The 22,717-nt window shown below is 40.2% G+C and carries 26 protein-coding genes; 16 read left to right on the forward strand and 10 right to left on the reverse strand.

Annotation, left to right across the window (positions count from 1 at the left end; translation table 11 throughout):
• The first annotated feature begins 142 nt into the window (after positions 1-142).
• Positions 143-1,315: a pyridoxal phosphate-dependent aminotransferase gene (locus H6G18_RS12825; protein WP_190407487.1), complete on the forward strand. Its 1,173-nt coding sequence runs from the start codon at positions 143-145 to the stop codon at positions 1,313-1,315.
• A gap of 42 nt (positions 1,316-1,357) precedes the next feature.
• On the opposite strand, the gene H6G18_RS12830 is transcribed toward H6G18_RS12825, so the two are convergent.
• Positions 1,358-1,708, reverse strand: coding sequence for a hypothetical protein (locus tag H6G18_RS12830; RefSeq protein ID WP_190407488.1), 351 nt, complete (start codon positions 1,706-1,708; stop codon positions 1,358-1,360).
• A gap of 266 nt (positions 1,709-1,974) precedes the next feature.
• Between H6G18_RS12830 and clpS the strand changes: the two genes are divergently transcribed.
• The gene (gene clpS / locus H6G18_RS12835; RefSeq protein WP_190407489.1) at positions 1,975-2,256 is read left to right on the forward strand and encodes an ATP-dependent Clp protease adapter ClpS; all 282 of its coding nucleotides are present in this window, start codon (positions 1,975-1,977) and stop codon (positions 2,254-2,256) included.
• Positions 2,257-2,343: 87 nt separating this feature from the next.
• A complete protein-coding gene (locus H6G18_RS12840) occupies positions 2,344-3,174 on the forward strand; it encodes a CPBP family intramembrane glutamic endopeptidase (protein WP_190407490.1) in 831 nt (276 codons plus the stop codon).
• A gap of 25 nt (positions 3,175-3,199) precedes the next feature.
• Here H6G18_RS12840 and H6G18_RS12845 read toward each other — a convergent pair whose 3' ends face one another.
• Both H6G18_RS12845 and H6G18_RS12850 read right to left on the reverse strand, forming a co-directional pair.
• Positions 3,200-3,835, reverse strand: a complete 636-nt coding sequence (locus tag H6G18_RS12845) for a pentapeptide repeat-containing protein (protein ID WP_190407491.1) — start codon at positions 3,833-3,835, stop codon at positions 3,200-3,202.
• Entirely contained in the window at positions 3,832-5,271 is a 1,440-nt protein-coding gene (locus tag H6G18_RS12850) for a DICT sensory domain-containing protein (protein WP_190407492.1), read from the reverse strand. Before H6G18_RS12850 ends, H6G18_RS12845 begins: the two co-directional genes overlap by 4 nt.
• A gap of 326 nt (positions 5,272-5,597) precedes the next feature.
• Here H6G18_RS12850 and H6G18_RS12855 point away from each other — a divergent pair, with 326 nt between their 5' ends.
• Positions 5,598-6,824: a PrsW family intramembrane metalloprotease gene (locus H6G18_RS12855; RefSeq protein ID WP_190407493.1), complete on the forward strand. Its 1,227-nt coding sequence runs from the start codon at positions 5,598-5,600 to the stop codon at positions 6,822-6,824.
• 29 nt (positions 6,825-6,853) lie between these two features.
• Positions 6,854-7,390 (forward strand): GNAT family N-acetyltransferase, encoded by a 537-nt coding sequence (locus H6G18_RS12860; RefSeq protein ID WP_190407494.1) that lies wholly within the window; start codon positions 6,854-6,856, stop codon positions 7,388-7,390.
• 72 nt (positions 7,391-7,462) lie between these two features.
• Here the strand turns inward: H6G18_RS12860 and H6G18_RS12865 are convergent, their stop codons facing one another.
• Together H6G18_RS12865 and H6G18_RS12870 are read right to left on the reverse strand one after the other, a co-directional pair.
• Positions 7,463-7,864, reverse strand: coding sequence for a ribosomal maturation YjgA family protein (locus tag H6G18_RS12865; RefSeq protein WP_190407495.1), 402 nt, complete (start codon positions 7,862-7,864; stop codon positions 7,463-7,465).
• A gap of 288 nt (positions 7,865-8,152) precedes the next feature.
• Complete coding sequence (locus H6G18_RS12870; protein WP_190407496.1) at positions 8,153-9,742, reverse strand: photosystem II high light acclimation radical SAM protein; 1,590 nt, start codon at positions 9,740-9,742, stop codon at positions 8,153-8,155.
• Positions 9,743-10,259: 517 nt separating this feature from the next.
• Here H6G18_RS12870 and H6G18_RS12875 point away from each other — a divergent pair.
• The 4 genes from H6G18_RS12875 (at position 10,260) to H6G18_RS12890 (ending at position 12,744) form a co-directional block, all read left to right on the forward strand.
• Entirely contained in the window at positions 10,260-10,634 is a 375-nt protein-coding gene (locus tag H6G18_RS12875) for a DUF1830 domain-containing protein (protein ID WP_190407497.1), read from the forward strand.
• Positions 10,635-10,769: 135 nt separating this feature from the next.
• Positions 10,770-11,243, forward strand: coding sequence for a DUF4079 domain-containing protein (locus H6G18_RS12880; RefSeq protein ID WP_190407498.1), 474 nt, complete (start codon positions 10,770-10,772; stop codon positions 11,241-11,243).
• 115 nt (positions 11,244-11,358) lie between these two features.
• Positions 11,359-11,913: a hypothetical protein gene (locus tag H6G18_RS12885; protein ID WP_190407499.1), complete on the forward strand. Its 555-nt coding sequence runs from the start codon at positions 11,359-11,361 to the stop codon at positions 11,911-11,913.
• Between the two features lie 75 nt (positions 11,914-11,988).
• A complete protein-coding gene (locus H6G18_RS12890; protein WP_190407500.1) occupies positions 11,989-12,744 on the forward strand; it encodes an ABC transporter ATP-binding protein in 756 nt (251 codons plus the stop codon).
• Positions 12,745-12,888: 144 nt separating this feature from the next.
• Here the strand turns inward: H6G18_RS12890 and H6G18_RS12895 are convergent, their stop codons facing one another.
• The gene (locus H6G18_RS12895; RefSeq protein ID WP_190407501.1) at positions 12,889-13,659 is read right to left on the reverse strand and encodes a response regulator transcription factor; all 771 of its coding nucleotides are present in this window, start codon (positions 13,657-13,659) and stop codon (positions 12,889-12,891) included.
• Positions 13,660-14,192: 533 nt separating this feature from the next.
• On the opposite strand from H6G18_RS12895, the gene H6G18_RS12900 reads away from it, so the two are divergent.
• Positions 14,193-14,435: a DUF6761 family protein gene (locus H6G18_RS12900; protein ID WP_190407502.1), complete on the forward strand. Its 243-nt coding sequence runs from the start codon at positions 14,193-14,195 to the stop codon at positions 14,433-14,435.
• Between the two features lie 558 nt (positions 14,436-14,993).
• Here the strand turns inward: H6G18_RS12900 and H6G18_RS12905 are convergent.
• From H6G18_RS12905 to H6G18_RS12915, 3 genes are all read right to left on the reverse strand, one after another.
• Positions 14,994-15,437, reverse strand: a complete 444-nt coding sequence (locus tag H6G18_RS12905) for a COG3650 family protein (protein WP_190407503.1) — start codon at positions 15,435-15,437, stop codon at positions 14,994-14,996.
• Between the two features lie 149 nt (positions 15,438-15,586).
• Positions 15,587-16,690, reverse strand: coding sequence for a phospho-N-acetylmuramoyl-pentapeptide-transferase (mraY, locus tag H6G18_RS12910; RefSeq protein ID WP_190407504.1), 1,104 nt, complete (start codon positions 16,688-16,690; stop codon positions 15,587-15,589).
• A 78-nt stretch (positions 16,691-16,768) separates the two neighbouring features.
• A complete protein-coding gene (locus H6G18_RS12915; RefSeq protein ID WP_190407505.1) occupies positions 16,769-17,005 on the reverse strand; it encodes a DUF3134 domain-containing protein in 237 nt (78 codons plus the stop codon).
• Between the two features lie 241 nt (positions 17,006-17,246).
• On the opposite strand from H6G18_RS12915, the gene H6G18_RS12920 reads away from it, so the two are divergent.
• From H6G18_RS12920 to mdh, 5 genes are all read left to right on the forward strand, one after another.
• Positions 17,247-17,831 (forward strand): PAP/fibrillin family protein, encoded by a 585-nt coding sequence (locus H6G18_RS12920; RefSeq protein WP_190407544.1) that lies wholly within the window; start codon positions 17,247-17,249, stop codon positions 17,829-17,831.
• A gap of 278 nt (positions 17,832-18,109) precedes the next feature.
• Positions 18,110-18,322: a photosystem I reaction center subunit IV gene (locus tag H6G18_RS12925; RefSeq protein ID WP_190407506.1), complete on the forward strand. Its 213-nt coding sequence runs from the start codon at positions 18,110-18,112 to the stop codon at positions 18,320-18,322.
• A 237-nt stretch (positions 18,323-18,559) separates the two neighbouring features.
• Positions 18,560-19,411, forward strand: a complete 852-nt coding sequence (locus H6G18_RS12930) for a DNA-formamidopyrimidine glycosylase (protein ID WP_190407507.1) — start codon at positions 18,560-18,562, stop codon at positions 19,409-19,411.
• A 168-nt stretch (positions 19,412-19,579) separates the two neighbouring features.
• Positions 19,580-19,792 (forward strand): NAD(P)H-quinone oxidoreductase subunit O, encoded by a 213-nt coding sequence (gene ndhO, locus H6G18_RS12935; protein ID WP_190407508.1) that lies wholly within the window; start codon positions 19,580-19,582, stop codon positions 19,790-19,792.
• A gap of 157 nt (positions 19,793-19,949) precedes the next feature.
• A complete protein-coding gene (gene mdh, locus H6G18_RS12940) occupies positions 19,950-20,912 on the forward strand; it encodes a malate dehydrogenase (RefSeq protein WP_190407509.1) in 963 nt (320 codons plus the stop codon).
• A 123-nt stretch (positions 20,913-21,035) separates the two neighbouring features.
• On the opposite strand, the gene H6G18_RS12945 is transcribed toward mdh, so the two are convergent.
• Positions 21,036-21,239, reverse strand: coding sequence for a hypothetical protein (locus tag H6G18_RS12945; protein ID WP_190407510.1), 204 nt, complete (start codon positions 21,237-21,239; stop codon positions 21,036-21,038).
• 259 nt (positions 21,240-21,498) lie between these two features.
• Between H6G18_RS12945 and H6G18_RS12950 the strand changes: the two genes are divergently transcribed.
• Complete coding sequence (locus tag H6G18_RS12950) at positions 21,499-22,542, forward strand: ATP-binding protein (protein ID WP_190407511.1); 1,044 nt, start codon at positions 21,499-21,501, stop codon at positions 22,540-22,542.
• Positions 22,543-22,717 lie beyond the last annotated feature (175 nt).

The raw sequence follows: 22,717 nt of genomic DNA on the forward strand, positions 1-22,717 counted from the left end.
CAAAACTTACATAATTGGTAGCAACAGCCAGTAAAAACCCGGTGTTATTGCTAGTAGATTTCTTTGGTGTTTACTATTTAGTTACATAGTGTGGCGTAAACTGTGCTAATGAGCATCCCATTTGCATTAGTTACAAGCCGCCATGCAGTTTGCTAAACGTTTAGAAAAAATTCCTCCTTATCTGTTTGCTGAAATTAACCGTAAACGGGAAGCACTGATTAACCAAGGAGTTGACATTATTAATATTGGAGTGGGTGATCCTGATAAGCCGACTCCTGCTCATATTCTCCAGGCGATGCGTGAGGCGATTGATGACGCTTCTAACCATAACTATCCACCTTATGAGGGTACGCAAGAGTTCCGGGAAGCGGCTGTTAAGTGGATGGAAAGTCGATTTGGGGTGATAAATTTAAACCCAAATACAGAGATTGTTTCTTCTATTGGTTCCAAAGAAGCGATACACAATACTTTTTTAGCTTTTGTGGAAGCAGGAGATTACACATTGATACCAGATCCTGGTTATCCGGTGTATCGAACTTCCACAATTTTTGCTGGGGGCGAACCTTTCACTATGCCCCTGAAGACAGAAAATAAATTTTTACCTGATTTAAGTATAATTCCTGAAGAAGTTGCCCGTAAAGCAAAACTGTTGTGGATTAATTATCCGAATAATCCTACTGGAGCCTTAGCAACGTTGGAGTTTTTTGAGGAATTAGTAGCTTTTTGTAAGCAGTACAATATTTTATTGTGCCATGATCACGCCTATTCAGAAATGGCTTATGATGGCTACAAACCACCGAGTGTCCTGCAAATTCCGGGTGCGAAAGATATTACTATTGAATTTCACAGTCTGTCAAAATCCTATAATATGACAGGCTGGCGAGTTGGGTTTGCAGTTGGTAATGCTTACGCAATTAAGGGCTTGAGTCAGGTAAAAACAAACGTTGATTCAGGTGTATTTAAAGCAATTCAAAAAGCAGCGATCGCGGCTTACGCTACTGATGAAGCAGAATTACAAGCTGTGATGTCAGTTTACCAAAATCGTCGTGACATCATCGTTAAGGGATTACAATTCTTAGGATGGCCGATTGAACCACCAAAAGCAACTCTTTATGTTTGGGTTCCGGTACCTTCTGGATATACCTCAACAGATTTTACTACTTTGCTGTTAGATAAATGTGGTATTATTGTTTCCCCAGGTATTGGTTATGGTATGTCAGGGGAAGGTTATTTTAGAATAGCCCTCACCATCTCTGATGAACGCTTGCATGAAGCAATTGAACGAATGCGGGATGCGGGTATTCGTTATGCTTAGTCCGCAGTTAACAGTTATTACCCTTTACTCTTCTAATCCCCTCTAATATTTCTCCTGATACTCTTGCCAGAGTTGTTGAATAAACTGATGAAGTTGCTGCTTGGCCGCTAAGTCTGGTTCTGTTTTTGGTTCTTTGACTAGAACCTGACTCAGAAGGGTAATAACTTCTATATCTAAAGCGGGTCTAAATAGATTAATAGGCCAAAGTAAGTCAGACCCGTCTCGTAGGTCGGTTATGATTGGTAGTTCTTGGCTATAGGTGACTAGCAGTAAGGGACGCACCCAACATAACTGGCGGGAAATAACAACTTGAATAACTTCTGCATACAGATTCCTGTCGCCATGCTCTAATGACACAATTTGTCCTGGTTGAAAGTTGAGACTTATGTCCATAATCATTTAGGGCAGTGGCAAGGATGAATTTGTAGTTTTCTTCTCTCTTTATTTTAAAAGTGAAAATGCGGTATTATAAAAATAAGCTACTGCAAAAGTCTTGTAGTATTTTCGGTAATAGCATTTTGCCGAAACCAAAATATTGGTAAGAAAGTTTTTCTTGACCTGAAGTTTTGATGAAAATGTTATAGAATGAGCAAATAACTGTAGAGCGATCGCTCTACAGAATTTCTGTTGTAGTAATAAAAAAACAAAGAGCAAAAGTTGTGTCAGTCGAAACCATTGAGAAGCGTTCCACATCCCGCAAGCTCGCGCCTCGGTATCGCGTTTTGCTCCATAACGATGACTACAACTCTATGGAGTACGTAGTACAAGTGCTAATGACCACAGTGACGAGCCTGACTCAACCCCAGGCTGTAAGCATTATGATGGAAGCCCATACTAATGGGTTAGCCTTGGTCATTACCTGCGCTCAAGAACACGCAGAGTTCTACTGCGAAACCCTAAAAAATCATGGTTTAAGCAGCACAATAGAACCTGATGAGTAATTCTTAATTAATAGTTTCAACTACGAAGTACGGATCACTAATGATTATGTTATTAGTCATAATCTGGAGTGTTGACTGGTGACTTCAATGAAAAACAAACTTTCTATATTAGCCCAGCGCCCCGCACCAATTAGGCTGGGTTATTTTATTTTTATTTTATTATTATTGTGGTTGCCCTTGGCTGCACCCATTTACTTATTAGTCCGTGATGCTAATTTAGTAAGTATTTTGACAATGGTATTGTTATATGGTTTCTTTATTTTCCTGCTTAGGCTGTGGGGTAAAAATGTCTATCAGCAACCTCAAGTCTTGTGGCACTATGGCTTAGAGTTAACAAAGCGTAACGGTATAGAACTGCTTTGTGGACTGGCTATGGGGTTGATGAATATTCTGATTTTGTTTGTAATAGAAGGTGTTTTAGGTTGGCTTGTATGGAAACAACCAACAGTGTTATTCCCAAAGGTAATTTTAGAAGGTTTTTTTGTTGGTTTGGGTGTGGGGTTTGCTGAAGAATTATTGTTTCGCGGCTGGCTTTTAGATGAGTTGCAACGTGACTATAATCCACGTATGGCATTGTGGATAAATGCAGTCACATTTGCAGTGTTACATTTTATCAAACCAATAGAGGCAATTATTCATACACTACCTCAATTTCCAGCTTTGGTATTGTTGGGATTAACGCAGGTATGGGCGAAGCGTTGGCGTAGGGGACGTTTAGGTTTACCAATTGGTTTGCATGGTGGTTTAGTTGGGGGCTACTACATTATTAATGTAGGAGGATTAATTCAATATTCTGGCCAAGTACCTGATTGGTTGACTGGAGTAAATCAAAATCCTTTACAAGGACTTATGGGTGTGTTGTTTATGAGTGTATTAGCATTATTAATGCGGTCTAAGTCAGCCAAAATCTATCATTAAAACACCATTCCTCTTCAGGTAGCTACTAAACGATTTCTAGTACCGTTCCTATCAAACAAGCTTTATCTATATTAATACCTTGTAAATTTGCACCTTCTAACTCTGCACAGAGTAAATTTGCCCCTGTCAAATTCACCCCTGCCAGATTAGCCCCCCGTAAGTCAGCTTCTTCGAGATTCGCTTCACTCAATAACGCCCCTTGTAAGTCAGCACGGCTTAAATCAGCACCTTTTAGGTTAGCTCCAGTCAGGTTAACACCACGTAAATCAGCACTCCGTAAGTCAACGCCTTGTAAGTTTACGTTCATTAAATTAGCACCACTCAAGAAAGCCCCAGCCAAGGACACGCCACTGAGTCTAGCTCCCATCAGGTTTGCACCCCGCAAGTTGCTACCCCGTAAGTCCGCGCCAGTTAAATCGGCTTGCATCAAATTAGCTCCCATGAGGTTTGCCCGCAAGTCTGTTTCTTGGAGGGTTGCGCCCATCAAGTTTGCACCTTCTAAATGCCCACCTTCAAGTTTAGAACGAGTGAAATTAGTGCCGACAAGGTTAGCGCCAGCCAAATTGATGCGGCTTAAATCTAATTGAGAGAGTTCTTCATCTTCTAAATTAGCCCCTGGCAGTTGTTTGAGTTTTCCTAATTTAATCGCGTCAATATTCATTGGGGGTAACTACTCATCTCTTCACTACTTTTGCTATGGCTATCCCATCGGGAATCAAGTAACCACATACCTGTACTAACTTTTGGTGTCATCAGAGGTAAGTCGAGTCCCTGTTGTAAACCCATGACTAATAAAGATAGGGCATCTATCAGTTTAGGATCAAAGCGGTTTGATTGTTGTCGGCATTCTTCTAGAGCTTGAACAAATATCTCTTGGCGATTTTGACTAATGGATTTCTTTTGGTTAACTTGCCACTGAAAGTCTGCAACTAAAGCCAAAATTCTTGATTCTAAGGGAATTTCATCTCCGGCTAAACCGGCTGGTTCTCCTGTACCATTCCACCACTCGGTTTGGTGAGTGATGATTTGAGCAACTGCTCGCAGTCTTGACATTTTTCGTAAGACTTGCACTCCTGGTACTAAAGAGCAAGTTAAGGGGCAACTAGGGGCTGATTCTTGGTGATGTGTGGATATGCTGGGTGTAAAAATACTCTCGGCTTTTTGGAGAGGATCTATGCGGTGCAACAATCCAGCTAGTTTTAATCTTTTAATTTGCCATGCAGGTAGATCCAAAAGTTGTCCCAGGGTTTCTGCTAAAGCTGCTACTTCTGCGGCTGCTTGTGGGTTTGCAATATCGGCTAAATCCATCAGTTGAGCCATCCGCAAAAATGCTTGAATTTCGTTAGAAACCAAGTTGCTATCTAAAGCTTGGTGGCGAATGGGGGCGGGGATGGATAATTGTTCTTGTCCTGTTTGCAGGTAATCTACAACACGGGAGATTACTGTACTCAATTCTTCTGATGCGATCACCGTTCGCGGATCGTTCCCCAATGTAGGCGAGGCGTAGCTCATTGCAGCATTCTTAATTCCCTGATAATGAGTGAGGAGTTTTGCTGCTAATTCTGGGTTGTATTTTTGAATATGAGCGATCGCTAACTCTGCCGTTTCTTTTACTAATTCTGGCTCAAGTGTCCACAAACCATAGAATTTTCGCTCCACATCAGATGCTGGTTGTCCACCTATTCCATAGTCAGCATCAGATAATTCTTGACAAAGTACCATTGCCGTGTATTTTGGAGACAAGATAATCAAATGCCATTCTTGAGCTACTGGATCAGATGGATCTAAAGCCACTAAATCTAAATTAGGCAGTTGGCTAGTAGGATGTTTGGCAAAGCCTGCATCTGGTGCTGCCATGATGGCAATTTGGCGGCTGCACTTGGCGATATCTGCATATCTTTCTGCTTCCTGTAAATACCACTTACCCCGTTGGAAGGCAGTAATTACTAAGGGTGTACTTTCATCTGACAAGATATGATCTTCTAAAGCATGGCAGAGCGCAACCAGGGTGTTTTTATAATACACCCCGAACCGAACTGGTCTGGTGCTATGGCGATGGGAGGCTTCTAGCTGTTGTAGAATTGAACCTTCTAACATGGGGTTTGGTTACGTGAATCGCAAAGGCGTTGAGGAAAACAGGATTTGAAAGAGAGGCTATGAATTTATGCTTCTGATTCTTTAGTTTACTGCGCTTTGCGTGTCAGTTGTTGGTTGTCAGTTGTTTTTAAATCTGGTTTAATGTCCTATCTGCTTATTTTTCGAAGATTTAGTTAGGCTAAATTGGGAATAGACATCAATTTTAATTATGCCTTGCCTGAAATTATTGATAGGCAAAATTCATGAGTTGTGCCTAATTCATTTTTGGAGATGTCTGAATACTTGTTGATACATAAAAATTTACCCTGTAAATTGACCAATGACTAATGACTAATGACTATTTACCACTTGCCAAACAAGGCGATATAAATGCGATCGCCTCGTTGATGAATCTTTATTTTCAACCCCAAGGTATCACTGCTATAGCTAGTATCCGGGATGGTTGTTTACAGTTGATGTTGGAGTCTGAGCAGGTTTCTGATAAAGCGTCATCTATGGCTTTTATTCGTCAGGAATTTTCTACATGGCAGCCTGCATTAATTAATACTGTACGAATTTATGGTCGCAGACCTGATGAACCTTTCCCAGATTGGGAAGAAGTTTTTTATATAATACGGCAAAAATCTCAACCTGCAACGTTTTTAGCAGCACTTAGGACGTTTAAGTTTTCTTCTGTAGTTCCTTATAAAGATGTTTTTAGTTTAGAACTGTATAGTAATAATACGGTTAGATTATTGTTATTTTTTGGATTATTCCCTCTGGTCATTGGCTTAATTGTGAATCCCAGAAATCTCGAACAAGCAGCTTGGTTGTTAGGTATTTACTACGCCAGTATTTGGGGTGTGGTGTTATACAATTTAATCAAACCAGCTTGGTTTTCTTGGCAAGAAACACTGAAATGTGTTGTGTTTACTGCAATTGTGGGGATTCCCTTATTGCTTTTAATTCAGAGATTCCCATTATTCCAGTTACTTTATGCCGCTACAGAGTCGAATTTAGGACTAATTCCCCAATTGATTGGCTTTATTTTCGGTGTAGGAGTGTTAGAGGAACTGTGCAAAGCCTTACCAGTGTATTTATTTTTACTGCGTCCCCAAAAATTAAATGAACCACTGACAGGGGCTTTTTATGGCGCTATGTCAGGATTAGGATTTGCGATCGCTGAAGGTGGTTCTTACTCTTTACTATACGCTTTTAATTTAGTCAGAGGACAATCTGGTTTTGGCACTTACATATTGGCAAATACTATTCGCTTTGTCTCTCTACCTTTGTTTCATGCGATTTTAGCAGGAATTGTCGGCTATTTTTTGGGACTAGCAGCAATCAACCGTTCTCGACAGTTGCCAATTATGTTTATTGGTGTAGCCTTGGCTGCTGTATTGCACGGTTCATACAATACATTTAGCAACGGAGTCCTTGGTCTTGTAATCATTAGCTTTACAATTTTGCTGTTCGTCGCTTATTTGCGTCGTAGCCAACAAATGGTAGCCCAAATGCAGGAAGCGGAATTAGGCAGACCAGTTTTACCACCAGACATAGCAGGAGACAGGTAATAACTAATTGTTAGGTGAAATAAAAACAAGTGGATAATTTTCCAACTTTAGAGACACAACGACTATTGTTGCGTCAAGAAAAACCAGAAGACGCTGGCGCTGTTTTTGAAGTATTTTCTAATCCAAAAGTAACTCAATTTCATGACCTTGATACCTTTACAAATATTGAGGAAGCATTTAGTCTTATTGAGCGTCGAACAAAACGATTTGAAACTGGACAGGGAATCAGATGGGGAATTACACGTCAGCTTGACAATATAGTAATTGGTTCGTGTGGCTTTACATGGGATAAGCAAGCACACTCTGCTGAAATAGGTTATGAACTCAACAGTACTTATTGGCGGCAGGGTATCATGAAAGAGGCATTACAAGCAATTTTGCAGTATGGTTTTTTTGAGTGTAATTTGCAGTATGTAATTGCTGAAGTCATGTTAGATAATATTGCTTCAAAAAAGCTATTATGCAAATTAGGCTTTCAAAACCAAGGTGTACTTAAACAGCATGGATTTTGGAAAGGCCAGTATCATGATTTAGAGCAGTTTATATTAACTTTAGATTGTCAGTAAGTGCTTTCTCTCCCTACGCTTGAACCCCCGCAGCAATAAATATTGCAGCAGAAAGTAAAGAAATTGATGAAATTATCTTAACTTTGCCCCACGAATTATCAGCCTTAGCCACAGCCATCCTAAGCTACTACCAACAAAATAATAAGGAAAATCTGCCCAAGTAAAGGCATTACCAAGTACCATTCTTCCTACCCATAATGAACGTAACCAAATAAGAAAAGGTGGTTGCCACAATTGCAAAAATTCTAACAAGCAAGTGATTATTAATACCCATAAAGGAATTTGCCAAACTGCACGGCAAGTAGGAATAAATAGGAAAGCGAACAGGCACCAAAATATCTCATAAAAAATACCTCCTACTTCTTGGTTCAACCAAGACATAGAAAACCGATAGTGGCTGTATAAAAGTCCAATGGGGAGAATAATAGCTATAGAAATAATAGTTCGCCAGCGAATGTCCGTCAGTAGTGGCAAGTGATTTCTCCTGAGAAAGAGAGACCACTGAATCTTAAGCTGTGATATTAGAGCTAATTTGTAAACTAAAGTAAAATACTTACCATGTAAGGGTTTCAGGAATTCGGGTTAATACAGCACTTATTCGCTGAAACTTAGACCTAGTAATGATTTGAATCTCCTTAAGATTTTCTTTACGAATCAGCTCTTACAAGCTGTCCACTATTAAGAAAAATGGCGATCGCTCTTTATTTATAATGCGTAATTTATACTTAACTACAAATTACGCATTATTTTAGTTCTTGGGACTTAAACTTCTACCAATTGCTTATCTTTTGTCTCAATTGGTGCTGATAGTGCTTCTTCCAAATCGGCACATCCCAGTTTTTCTTCTAGAATTTTCATGACTTCACGCCCAAAGTCATTGGGATTTTGTTGCCAAGCTTGCAAGCAGACTTCCCCAAAGAACGAACCAAGAGGTTCGGGGTTCCATAGGAGTTTTTTGGCAGTCCACGGCATTAAACTCATGGGGTCATACCCTGGTTTCAGGATACCTTCTTTAAAAGCATATTCTTCTAAATGGGTGTGGGGTTGCAACCCAATAAAGAAGATAGCTGGTTCGACTTTATCCACACCGAAGATTTTTTCCAGTTCCCGATGGTAGGCGATGGTTTGGCGGATGGTTTCGGGACGTTCGTCAATAACGTTAAAGGAGTAATTGACAGAAACCATATCATTAAAACCAGCAGCTTTTAAGTCACGGCAGTTTTGTAAGACAGTCCGCAAGTTGTAACCCATCCGCATTTTTCGCACGAGTTCTTGAGAACCACTGGTAATGCCAATTTCAAAGTAGTTCATCCCAGTTTTTGCCATTAACTCACACAATTCGGGTGTGAGGTTGTCGGCTCTGATGTATGCTGCCCAATGAATATCTGTCATGCCAGAATCGACGATTTTCTGTAGCAGTTCTACAGCATCATCAATGAACTTCCGTGCGGGGATGAATTGAGCATCAGTAAACCAGAAGTTGCGAATGCCGCGATTATATAATTGCTGCATTTCCGCTACGACTTCATCTGCGGGGTTAATGCGTACCTGTTTCCCTTCAACAACGGTGTAGACACAGTAACAGCAGTTGTGAGGACAACCGCGCTTGGTTTGGACACCGATGTAAAAGTCTTGTTCTTGCAGGTAGTAGTTAAACTCTGGCCAGATATGTTCTATGTAGTCGTAGTTACAGGCAGTTTTTTCCAGTGGGGTTGGTTGTTCGTGAATAAGACGCTGGCGTGGTTTGGCTTCTCCCACTACATAACAACGTTCATCCCGAAATTCTTTGCCACTTAAGAACTTTTCTAGCAAGGTTTCGCCTTCACCAACGGAAATAATTGTCCCGTTAGGCAAGCTTTTACCAAGTTGTTCGTAAAATACGCTGACAGCACCACCACCGACAACCGCACGAGCATCGGGATGATATTTGGCTGCACGCTTTAAGCCACGCTTAACCAGTCCTAGATTACGCCATAACTCCACATAGTAAGCAATGAAGATTCGCAAACCACCTAAAGCCCCACGCAATTTAATCAAGGGATTTTTCGCGTAGTAAAATTCAAAGGCATTTTGTAGGGGATTACCACCACGTCCACCGACTGGCGCATAAATTTGAATATCTCGCCAAGAAAATACTAATAGCGTGGGTTGAAATTCGTCTATGCAACTCTCTAGAGCAGACGCATAATCTAAAGGCGGAACTGTTCCCAAATCAAAGATACGTTGCTCGATATTGGGAAACATCTTGTGGACATGATCGCTAAGATAAACAACCCCAATAGGAAAGATGGGGTTACAAGGAAGGCGAACATAGAGAATTCGATTTTCCATCATTGGTGTTTTAACTTCCATCTTGCCATGTACCGGGGAAATACAAAGAAACAGTCGATACGCCAAGTATGTGTTATTTAGGATTGTTTATCATAAACTTGCTTGACATTTCAGCAGATTATTGATAATCAGGGTTACTTGGCACCAAAATAATATAGATTGGTTTTACGAAGAAAAATTTCATATATCTTTACCATAACATTGAGTTCATTTCTTAAGCGATGATCCCTGCTATCCACTCCTGGGATTGATGAAAACAAAAATTCTTGATGGAGGCATCATCACTACGTTGGAATCATGATGAGCTAATGGAGTTAATTATTAATTTAATAAAAAATAAATTTTAAAAAAATATTCATTACTGTATAATTTTATGGGTAATATTTATTTTGTAAAATTTTCATAACTTGAACATATCTTTAGATAGAAATAGCGTAGAAAATTTCAGTTGGTAGTCGGAGTTACAGCATATTGGGATCAGCCAGTGTTAACTTTGCTGGTGTAATGTAAAATTGTGGCAACAAGCTCCTCAGCAGTTATGGCTCAAATACTAGATCCTCTACCACCTGAGCAATCAGGAAAAGTTCTGTGCTGCTACGTCAATGCCACGAGCAAAATCCAGGTCGCTCGCATCACCAATATTCCCAATTGGTACTTTGAAAGGGTGGTTTTCCCTGGACAACGCCTCGTGTTTGAAGCTCCCATCGCCGGACAGATGGAGATTCATACGGGTATGATGGCAAGTGCAATTTTGTCGGATACAATTCCGTGCGATCGCTTGATCATGTCCGAGCCTAGCAGTCATGAGTTTGATACAGATTCCGTAGGGACAGACCCTATTAGTAAAAAACCAATTGTGCAAACAAATAATACAAAACCTTTAACAGTTGCTGGTGTAGCATCCGTTGAATAAAAAAACAATGTTTTCCCGATAAAAAAGGTTGCTATATTCAGCAACCTTTTTTATTTGGTCATTAGTCATTTATTTTCTACCCCTACTCCTTGCCCCCTGCTTCTTTCTCCCCACTCCCATTTACAATAAGTATTTATGCAACTACCTTCATTTCTTTGGCTATGGAAAATAGCCGCATGGTCGATGGGGTTATCGCTAATGGCTTATTTGCTGCTAGCACTCACTGGCTTTGGGATGTGGCGGATGAGACATTCACTCTCGATTCCCAGTTTTTTGTTATTTGCTGGGGGGCGATGGGCTACGCGATCGCTATGGGTAAAGCTGCACTTGATAATGGGTGTGAGTATGGTCAGTCTAGTGCTGTTACTGCTGGCAATCGGTATTATTGGCACTTTGGGGCATTTTGGCTCTTTAGGTCACTCGTCGCACCTGTGGGCTGGATTAATGGTAGTTGGATTAGTTCTGTTATCTGCTTTTAGCGCTACACAAATTAGGGTGAGAAAACCTTGGGCTAGACCATTGCATATCACCTTAAATACTGTTTTGTTTGTGGGTTTTGCCTGGGTGTCACTCACTGGTTGGAGTGTGGTACAGAAGTATTTACCATGAGGAAACACAAAAAGATTATGGGCGATCGCCACAGATGAGAGGATTTTCTTTCCTCACTCCCCATTTTGACTTCCCAGTTAGACTAAATTTAAAACCTCATCAGCCTATTTGAGCCGTGACAGCAAATTTAGTCGATAATTCCACTTCTGTCTTCCGTCTATCACCTTTAATTCGGATTACCCTACTGAGTCTATACGTAGCACTCACACTCCCCTTACCTTTTTTAGCCGAAGTGACGAATGCACCTACGCCACCAGCTTTGTTATGGGTAGGAATTAGCCTCGGTTTTATTGGCTTGTATGCAGTGTTAACTGAAAGGGTAGTTGTAGACGACCAAGGAATACAGGTAACATACCCGGCTTGGGTTCCTAAATTTTTCCGTAAAGGTTGGTCTTTACCGTGGTCAGAAGTAAAACAAATCAAACCCCGCTCCACTGGTCAAGGAGGGCTGGTTTATTATTTTCTCAGTCAAGACGGAAAAGCTTATTTACTACCGATGCGGGTAGCTGGATTTACCCGTTTGGTTAATCTTGTGCAAACCAATACAGGTATAGACACCACAGATGTTCGCCCTTTGGCGCAGCCGTGGATGTATTTGATTTTATTGGGATTTACACTATTACTACTTTTCGTTGATGCTTGGACGATCGCTACAGCTATAGCCATCTAAGATTAGGGATTGGGGACAGATAAATTCAAAATTAAAGAATTTCTTCCCCTACCCCCTTACACCCCTAAAACCCCAATGACAGCCCAATTACGGCTAGAGCAAGTTAATCTCTTTGCCAAGCTCAAAACTCAGCTTCAGGGATACCCAATATTGCAGGATATCTCTTTTGAGATTGATCCAGGCGATCGCTTGGCAATTATCGGCCCTTCTGGCGCTGGTAAAACTTCACTGTTACGTCTAATTAACCGTTTAGGCGAACCCAATAGCGGCAAAATTTTTCTAGAAAACCAAGATTATGAACAAATCCCAGTTATCCAGTTACGCCAAACGGTGACACTGGTATTACAAGAGCCAAAATTACTGGGGATGACAGTCCAGCAAGCCCTGGCTTATCCTTTAGTTTTGCGCGGTTTGCCCAAAGAAACGATTCAGCAGCGAGTCAGTCATTGGACAGAACAGCTACGAATTCCTAGTGATTGGTTGGGACGCACTGAGTTACAACTTTCGGCGGGACAGAGACAGCTCGTAGCGATCGCTCGTGCTTTAGTCATTCAACCGAAAATTCTCCTGTTAGATGAGCCAACTTCTAACCTAGATATTGGTATAGCCTCCAATCTCATGCAAATCTTAACCCAGCTAACTCAAACTCATCACACCACAATTGTGATGGTAAACAGTCAGCTAGATTTAGCCAAGATATTTTGTAATCGACTTTTGTATCTACAGCAAGGATGTTTATTGATAAATCAAACAGCTTCTGAAATCAACTGGATTGACTTACAGCAGAGGTTGATGCACGCTGAACAGCAAGCCAAGGACGAGTGGAACTAAGTCAACAGTAAGTAGTCCATAGTAATTAATTCTTCGCCTTGCTTCATGCTTCTTTCATAGCAATTTTTCCAAATTCAGCAGCAATTCAAAACTCAGAAATCCTCTTAAAATGTGGCTTTCTTAATTTTGAATTTTGAATTGTTACTACATCCTCTGCCCGCTCAGTGTTGAGCGTGGATTGCTAAATCTTTCTTTTGTTAACTTTGTTTGAGCTTGTGGAGGATTAGCATTCAAAATCTCCATGTTAAATCGGTATCCAACATTGCGGATAGTTTGAATGAGGCTAGGTTGGCGGGGATCAAGTTCTACTTTTTTGCGCAACGATAAAACATGAGTGTCAATGGTACGCGGATTGTCGATAGCATCAGGCCAAGCACGACGCAGTAACTCTGAGCGGCTCAAAGGTACTCCACCAGCTTGCGCTAAAACATACAACAAACTAAATTCCTGCGGGGTGAGGTCGATAAACTCCCCTTGGAATCGTACACGGCGCTGGACTAAATCGATTTGCAAAGTCCCATAATCCAAATAAGCAGGTGCAGCAGGTGTGCGCTTACGACGGATTAATGCCTCTACCCTAGCCAAAAACTCCTGCATCCCAAAAGGTTTGCTCAAGTAATCATCAGCTCCCGCTTTCAAGCCGGCCACAATATCTGCCTCATTAGTCCGGGCAGATAACATGAGAATTAGAGGCTGTTGCTGACGATGCAACCAACGGCAAAATTCAATACCGTCACCATCCGGCAAATCAGCATCTAGAATGACTAGCGTTGGCTGATGGCTCAGGAAAGCTTCCCTTGCTTGATATATGCTGGCGGCTTGATGAACACGATATTCCAATTGTTGCAAGTGCCAACCCAGCAACGACCTCAGATGGGGATTCCCCTCAACGATTTCAATACAAACCGAACCCACGGCGGCAAGACCCCTTAGCGTCGATGAATTTCAAAGTAACAAGCCCATGCTCAAGGTTTTGTAGTCTTTGTTACTCCAGCCACAATTACCTTTACGTTTTTTTATAACCTATGTTGGCAAGATGTTTAGTTTATGCCTTGCCCAGAGCTAAGTTGATAATATTATTAAATTTTTGTTATAGTTGTTAAAAGTTCTTTTATCTAAATGACTTACATTTACAAGGAAGCAATGTACTAATACAAAAGAAATAAAAAATACTCAGTATTTAGCAAAAGCTAATTTAGCTTGTAATTTATTAAATAACTACATCTGTTAGGCTACCCAAGGTGTTCTCTGCAAAAAGTATAAAAATAGGCTAACAACTTATCTTGATTGCAACTTTTCTGGAATAAAATCTAACTGTATTGTAGCTGCTGGAGAGACTATCAAAAGTGACAAAAAGGAATTGCATCTGAAATTGAAGCAGAAATCACTCTTCACATTTCAGCCTGAATCATTTACAATTCTCATTCCAAAGAGATCAATCAGCAGTTATGCTCCAAGACACACAAACCATCCGCTATTACCAACGAATTACCGACGCCTTCGTCGAATTGTGGAATCGCGGTTATCGCATGGATGAAATGCGGATGTATTTGGATGGGTATCTAGCCGCACTGCGACACAGTAACGTTATTGAACCTTATCTGATTCATCGTTTAGAGGAGGAAGCCAGTCGCTACTTGTACGATGCTTCCAATTTTATTAAGACGCAGCCACAACCTGACTACCACTAAAGCTTGCTAAAAAGCTAAAAATAGCAGTTGTAGCCCAATTCACGCAGATGATCTTAGCATATTATCTGTAATGGTCAAGAGCCACAATGGCGAAAACTTTGGGAAATGCTTTACTCGTGATATTTGCCACTCAGTTATCTAAGGCTTTCCGCTCATGGGGTAATGGGGCAGAAAAATTTTACATTTTGGAATTTGAGGTTTTAGATGGAACGTCTAAAATTGTAAATTCCAAATCAAAGGGGTGTAGGACATGGGACATTGACTAATTCTCCATGATGCCTACTCTGATGCGTTTTTCAGAAACCCCTCAGGCTGTTCCCATGCCCCATACCAAGCCTTAATGAAAGAGTATTTAGCGTAAATCCTAATTTCTTGAGTTTTAATCAAAGCGTCAAAATCTAGATGATGAAAGTCAAAATTAGGTATTCATGGTAATTTACAAACAATCAACTATCCTCTGTAGTCAGCGAAAGTAGACCACATAGCAGGCATTTTTTTTGTTAAGGAAGAAATGACTCTTCTGGATTCTGACAATTACCCTGGTTTACAATAGTTGGATTATTTGGCTCTAGCACAACCTTCTAAGACAGTATTACCAGCAATGTATATTGCTGAGTAAGGATATTTGGTATCAGACATTCCATCACTACAGGAACCTTCTCTGATTACCAACGTATTGATAGCATTGTTCCGTCCTCTCAAACGATAAACTCTGACTAAATTTGCTGGTCGCCCTGATGCTGTTAATGGTGCTACATAAGGAAAATTTTGACGAGATTCAGGGGTAGAGTAGACTATTCCTTTTCGACTAACTGTCACACTCCAAAACGGTTCTGTACCACTAACAATCAATTCTTGGCTATTGCCTCTATTGGTTGCTTGAGAAACTAAGAAATTATTGTTATCGAAATGTTTATTGACTGTGTTGGCGCTACTAGGATTACTGAGTATTAAAGTTGCAGTAATTCCAGCTAAAAGTACAGTTGAAATTTTTTTTGTCATTGCTTTTTTATTTAAAAATACTAGTTAATTCAGTACTTGTATAACTACAACATTAAAGAGATATTTTCCGTTCTGCTTTACATTCATAAAAAAACAACCCTCTTCATCTTCATAGGGTTGTTTTTTTTGGCGATAATTTAGCGAAAGATTCAGAACGGAGCGATCGCCAAACAGATGACGGCTAAAATCGCCGCGATCGCGTAAAATGTGCTAACTACTTGTAATTCAGACCAGCCAGATAATTCTAAATGGTGGTGTAAAGGAGCCATCTTAAACAGGCGCTTACCTTTACCATCGGGGCCTTTGGTGGCTTTGTAATAGCTTACCTGTGCCATCACAGACAGGGTTTCGACAAAGAAAATACCACTGAGGATAAACAAGGCTACTAAACTGTTAGTCAGTAACGCCACAGCAGCTAAAGCGCCTCCCAATGCCAGAGAACCTGTATCTCCCATGAATACCCTGGCTGGATTGCGGTTGTGTGCTAGGAAACCCAAGCAACTACCGCTTAAAGCTGCACAGAAAACCATTAATCCTGGGGCTGTTGGGGCAACTATAGCACCTAAAGCGAGTAAGGCGATCGCTACAGTTCCGCCAGCCAAACCGTCAATACCATCAGTTAAATTAGTTGCATTACTCTCTGCCACAAGGACAAAGCCAGCCAAGGGCCAGAATAAAAAGCCTAAAGGTAGAGCAAAGCCCACCCAAGGTAAAGTAATACTCGTAATATTAGCAGGTTGATTAAACATTAACCATAAACAAAACGCAGCCGCAAAACCAATTTGCAAAGCCAGTTTCATGCGGGGGGATATGCCCTTGTTTGACTTGCGACGGAGAATTTGCCAATCATCAATCCAGCCAATTAGCCCATAGCTGAGGGTGAGGGCAGAAACTGCAAGTACTTCGGTGGCAAAGTTAGACAATACACAAGCACCTAGCAACGCCACAGGAATAAAAAATATCCCGCCCATTGTGGGTGTGCCGGCTTTTTTCAAATGGGCTTGGGGGCCATCTTCACGAATGATTTGACCAGTTTTGAGCGCTTGTAATAAAGGTATTACAAAGTAACCTACAACAGATGAGGTAATGGCGCATAGCAACAGAGGCAAGGTAAGTGACATACCATGCCAAGGGTTTCTGTTTGCCAGCCAATCCAAAATTAAAGCTGCTATGCCTAAGCCGGCGGCTAGGGAAGAAGCTAGACCAATGCCAGAAATGTTTAATCCTTGATTAGGAGATAATTTAGCGTCCACAAAAGTTTCCCTTCACTCCACACTTAAATAAAACTGAACCATAGGGACTATGTATAACTGAGTCCCAGTCTCACAAGACTAATCTTCCTCGATGGTGATTTCGTCATCATCATCATCAAGGTAGTCGATGCCGTCTTCTCCACCAAGAAACTCTGAGATTTCTTCTTCTTCTTCGGAAAAATCAGGTTCATGAACATCACGCGCGATCAGACGGCCATTAGCTTGCAACCAATCCAATAGGGATGACTCTTGCTTTAGGGGGATGACAGCAGCGCGTTGGTTACGAGGTTCTTCACGTAAAGGAGAATTCAACATATAGAGAAATACCGAAAAAGACTTATGTAACTAGACATTAAGCAGTCTATCACTTGAGACGGGATAATTTAGTTATTTCTTCAACTCTTAGATTGATAGATCCGTAAGCTGACCAAAATAATTTATTTAATAAAGATAAACCAATTGGGAATAGATTCTTAGTTATTTTTCTGGTTCCATACATAGGACATTAATATCAACTTAATGTGAGTTTAATTGGCATGATTTTAGAGGAAATATGATGTTGAAAAAAACAGCTTTGTTAAATGCAATCGCCGGGACAAATCGCGGTTTATTAGCTAGTGAACAACAGAAGCAGGCTATCTCAGGGGCGATCGCCACATTAGAAGACCTCAATCCTACACCCCGTCCGGTGGAGGCTGCCAACTTGCTAGAAGGCAATTGGCGATTACTTTATACCACTAGTAAGGCTCTTTTAAACTTAGATCGTGTACCTGTATATAAACTAGGACAAATTTATCAATGTATTCGGGTAGAAACTACCAGCGTTTACAACATAGCAGAGATTTATGGCTTACCTTATTTTGAAGGATTAGTCAGTGTAGCTGCTAAATTTGAGCCAGTTTCCGAGCGACGAGTCCAAGTCAAATTTCAGCGTTCTATCGTCGGTTTACAACGATTAATCGGCTATAGTTCCCCAGAAGAGTTTATCCAAAAAATTGAAGCTGGTAAAAAATTTACTGCTCTAGATGTACCCATCAAAAGTGATACACAAAAGGGCTGGTTAGATATCACCTACATAGATAACGATTTGCGGATTGGCAGGGGTAACGAGGGTAGCGTGTTTGTTTTAAGCAAAACATAAGTTTTTTCTGAAAAATGTATTTGCGAACGAAGTTATGCGATCGTTTGACCTTTGTCAAGGAGGGTCTGACCCTATATTAAGGTTGAGCTTGAGAGTGAGAAAGCGACTAAAGGAAGAGATTGGGGATTGGAGACTAGGGAAGTAGGGGAGAATAACTTTTGACTAATGACCAATCAGACAAATAACTTAACAAAGGCTCTAGTGACAACCTTCAAGATGTAGAGTGAAATCAAATAGCCCTATATATTGGCAATTGATCACTAAAAGGGAAGATAATCATGGTTCAACGTGGTTCTAAAGTACGTATTCTCCGCCCAGAATCCTACTGGTTCCAAGATGTCGGAACTGTAGCTTCTGTTGACCAAAGTGGCATCAAATACCCAGTAATTGTCCGCTTTGAGAAGGTAAACTACGCTGGCATCAACACCAACAACTTTGCGGTAGATGAATTAATCGAAGTGGAAGCACCTAAGGCTAAGGCTAAAAAATAAGCAGCCAAGCCTCAAAGGGATTATTTAATGGGATGATGAAGAGAAGAGTTAAATATAGATGCGAAGTATGAAATTATAATTTTTTCATTCTTCATTCCAGCCTACTCTACCGTATAAAAACCGCCATGCGGAGATTTACGGATTCTCTTTAGTAGTGCAACCAAAAGTGAAAGTGTCTATACCCTGTCTCTTTCTCGATTTCCCAAAAATATTTCCATCGCTTGTTCATCAGCTTAAATGCCTGAATTGCCTGAAGTTGAAACAGTTAGACGGGGTTTAAATCAACTAACCCTTAACCGAAAAATTACGGGTGGAGATGTGTTGCTTCATCGCACCATCGCCCACCCTTTTTCTGTTAGTGAATTTGTTAATGGAATTACCAGCAGTACTATTAGTACTTGGCATCGTCGCGGTAAATATCTCCTCGCTGAACTCTCTCAATCTCCTCCTATAACCTCCACCGCTTGGCTAGGTGTACATCTACGAATGACTGGTCAATTACTCTGGCTAAACCAAGATGAACCTTTACACAAGCACACGCGGGTAAGAATATTTTTTGAGAATAACCAGGAATTACGGTTTGTTGACCAGCGCACTTTTGGTCAAATGTGGTGGGTTCCGCCAGAGGTAGCTGTAGAAAGTGTGATCACAGGTTTAGGTAAACTTGCTGTAGATCCCTTTTCACCGGAATTCACGGTTGAGTATCTAGCTAATAAGCTACTGAATCGTCGTCGTCCTATCAAAACGGCACTATTAGATCAGTCGGTCGTCGCGGGATTAGGTAACATTTATGCTGATGAAGCATTGTTTAAAAGTGGTGTGTTACCAGAAACTTTATGTACAGATGTGCAGTTAAAGCAAATTGAGCTTTTGCGAACGGCGATTATTCAGGTACTAGCAACCAGTATTGAGGCTGGAGGTACAACTTTTAGTAATTTCCTCAATGTTCAGGGAGTCAACGGTAATTATGGCGGTGTCGCCTGGGTTTACAACCGTGCAGGAGAACCCTGTAGAGTTTGTGGTGATGTCATTCAGCGCATCAAGTTAGGTGGAAGATCAAGTCATTTTTGCAGCCAGTGTCAACGTTAGGGGTGTGAGAGTGTAGGAGTTCAGGGGGAGAACTAATATTTATTTGAAAAAATAATTGTTGCCATCGAAAGTATTGATATCTATCGAACCTCAAGTAACTTTAAGTTTTATACTCGGCTGCAAGCTAAAATCCTCTATGAAGCAATGTAAAAATTTTAGAGGGGATTTATGCCAGTTAAAAAGGGAGAAATGGTTCGTGCTATCCGCGAGAAACTGGAAAATAGTGTAGAAGCTAAAGCTAGCGATACTCGCTTTCCTGCTTACTTGTTTGAAACTAGGGGTGAAGTTGTAGATATCAAAGGTGATTACGCTCTTGTGATGTTTGGACAAGTGCCAACACCTAATATATGGTTACGTTTGGATCAACTTGAATCATTCTAAATGGGGCATTGGGAGTGGGAGAAGAGACTTTAAATTGGCTAACTTTGAGTTTCCTTGCTTCAAGCCTACTCATTCCATTACGAATTACGAATTACGAATTACGAATTAGTAGGACTTGTTAACGTGGGTGGTGTAAGGATGCACTTCTACTCGAATTATGTCTTCTTCCCTTGACTCCCCTACTCTGTGTCGTTTACCTCGTGTCGCCATTATTGGTGCTGGTAGGGTCGGTAGCACTTTAGCGCAACGCATTGCTGAAAAAAATCTGGCGGATGTGGTGCTATTAGATATTGTTGGTGGTATGCCTCAAGGATTGGCACTAGATTTATTAGAAGCTAGGGGAATTGAATTACATAATCGTCAGATTATCGGGACGAATAATTATGCTGATACTTCTGGTTCGCAAATCGTGGTGATTACAGCCGGACTTCCCCGCAAGCCGGGGATGAGTCGGGATGATTTGCTAAGAACTAACGCCAAGATTGTTGTCGAGGCGGCAAAGCAAGCGATCGCCTATTCTCCTCATGCTATTTTTATCGTAGTCACCAATCCTTTGGATGTGATGACCTATTTGGCTTGGCAAGCGACAGGTTTACCTCGTAATCGCATCATGGGTATGGCTGGAGTATTAGACTCTGCGAGGTTTGAAACTTTTATTGCTTTAGAATTAGGGGTGTTACCTGCTGATGTCAAAGCAATGGTATTAGGTAGCCACGGGGATTTGATGGTTCCTTTGTCTCGTTACGCTACAGTTAACGGTATCCCAATTACAGAATTGTTAGATGCCGCTACAATTGAACGCTTGGTCACAAGAACTCGCAACGGCGGCGCGGAAATTGTAGAATTGATGCAGACTGGCGGTGCATTTTTTGCTCCTGCATCGGCGACAAGTGTGATGGTGGAATCAATATTGTTGAATCAGTCACGGCTGTTACCTGTGGCTGCATATCTGCAAGGTGAATATGGTTTAAAAGATGTGGTGATTGGTGTTCCTTGCAGGTTGGGATTAAATGGAATTGAGAGTATTTTAGAGTTGAATCTCAGTGATAGTGAAAGAGAAGCTTTGCATTTTTCGGCTCAATCTGTGCGAAAAAATATTCAGCGATCGCCAGAAATTTAGCAGCAATAAACGAACTTTTTACAACTCAGATATAGCAGCCAAAACAAAAGGCAGTGGCATTTGAAGCTACTACCTTATTTGGTATTACATAATTTATTACTGTATCAAAACAAACTTTCTCTATTATTCGTCTTCGTCTTCGTCATCATCGCGGTCTCTGCGGGAGCGGCGGACATTACCAGAATACTCCTCATCCTCATCACGGTCATTATGGGAACGGCGATCGCTATTTTCCCAACGCTCCCGATAACCAGCATTTTCTTCACGTTCTTCATCTTTTGACCCGCCGATAAAATCTTTCGCTTTTCGCAAAAAATCACCTACCATTATCTATCTCCTGGGAAAATTCCTGTGTTTTATACCAACTCTTAAAAATGTTGCTATGTAATAGCTTTTGTTTCACAACGTTTAACTGTATATGGTGATCTGATTTCTTATATATTCCGTCCCACCTTTGAGAGACATTGCGATCGCTCTCAAGGGAGAGTCTTTTAATGGAGTGGGAATTTAAGTGCGCTCATATAAATTATCAAGAGTATAGAAAAATTAGTCTATACTTGTATCTGTTTTACAACACTAATTATCTATGACACCAGAAATCAAGTTCATAATAGACACAATTTTTTCTAAAACAGAAGGTCAAAATATTGAATTTAAAGAGGTTAATTCTAAAAATCCTGTTAATACTATTTTGGCTTATACAGAAAAATACGTAACAGGATTTCTTAATGCTGCTGTAGAAGGAGATATTTATCTGGGCATACAGGACTCTGGAAAAATATCAGGCATTATTATTAACCGAAGTGACAAGGATGAAATACTTAGAACCATCCCTAATAAATTAAGAAATACTAAGCCGTCGGTTATTCAATCGTGCTATCAAGTAAATTTTTACACTGTTTATGATACTGAATCGATGGAAATAGAAAATTTATATGTTGTACGTATTCATGTTTTCAAATTAGAATTTGAAGAGGAATATTTTTATAAGACATCAGGAGGCAATACTTATTTAAAAAAAGAAGCAAGTTGCATGGAGCTTCCACCTGAAGAATTAGCTAAAGAATTGAAAAACCGTCACCAAAAATCTTTAAAAAGAGAACTAGAAAAAATTAATATTCAGTTAGACAGAGAGCCTGAAAATAAGACTTTATTACGGAAGAAAGCAGAAATATATAGATTTATGGGTAATGTAGATATGATGAATGAAATATATGAAAAATTAATTGACTTAAACCCTAAAAATTCTACAACAAGAGTTGCTTACGCATCTGCACATAAAAGTATTGGTGACTTAGATGGTGCGCTATCTATTCTTAATGATGCCCTTAAATTAGATAAGAATAATTCTGCTGTATTAAAATTAAAAGGATCAATTCTTCTGAGTTCAAATAATATAGAAGAAGCTCTGCAATCATATCATGAAGCTTTAAATAATAATCCCGATGATTATACAGTCATTACTCAAATTGGTATTATACTGAGAGAATTATGTAAATATAAAGAATCTATTTATTTTTTTAATTACGCTCTTTCCAAATATCCTGGTTATAGAGCTGCAAAATATGAAAGACAAAAAACATATTACAAAATGTTTCTAAAACGTACAAAAAGCAATATAAATCAATAAAATTTACGATTACTTATTTTATCTTTTTTATAAATCCTAATAATAAAACTCTGCATATTCTAGATATCTTAATTATGACAAGTATAAATGCTCTTATTCTTAAAATAATAGGGTAAATAGTAAATTTATTATGTTATGATGATACAAGTACCTACTTAGTGGGCATTGATTTCCG

The organism is Anabaena subtropica FACHB-260, from assembly GCF_014697105.1.
Lineage (GTDB): Bacteria > Cyanobacteriota > Cyanobacteriia > Cyanobacteriales > Nostocaceae > Trichormus > Trichormus subtropicus.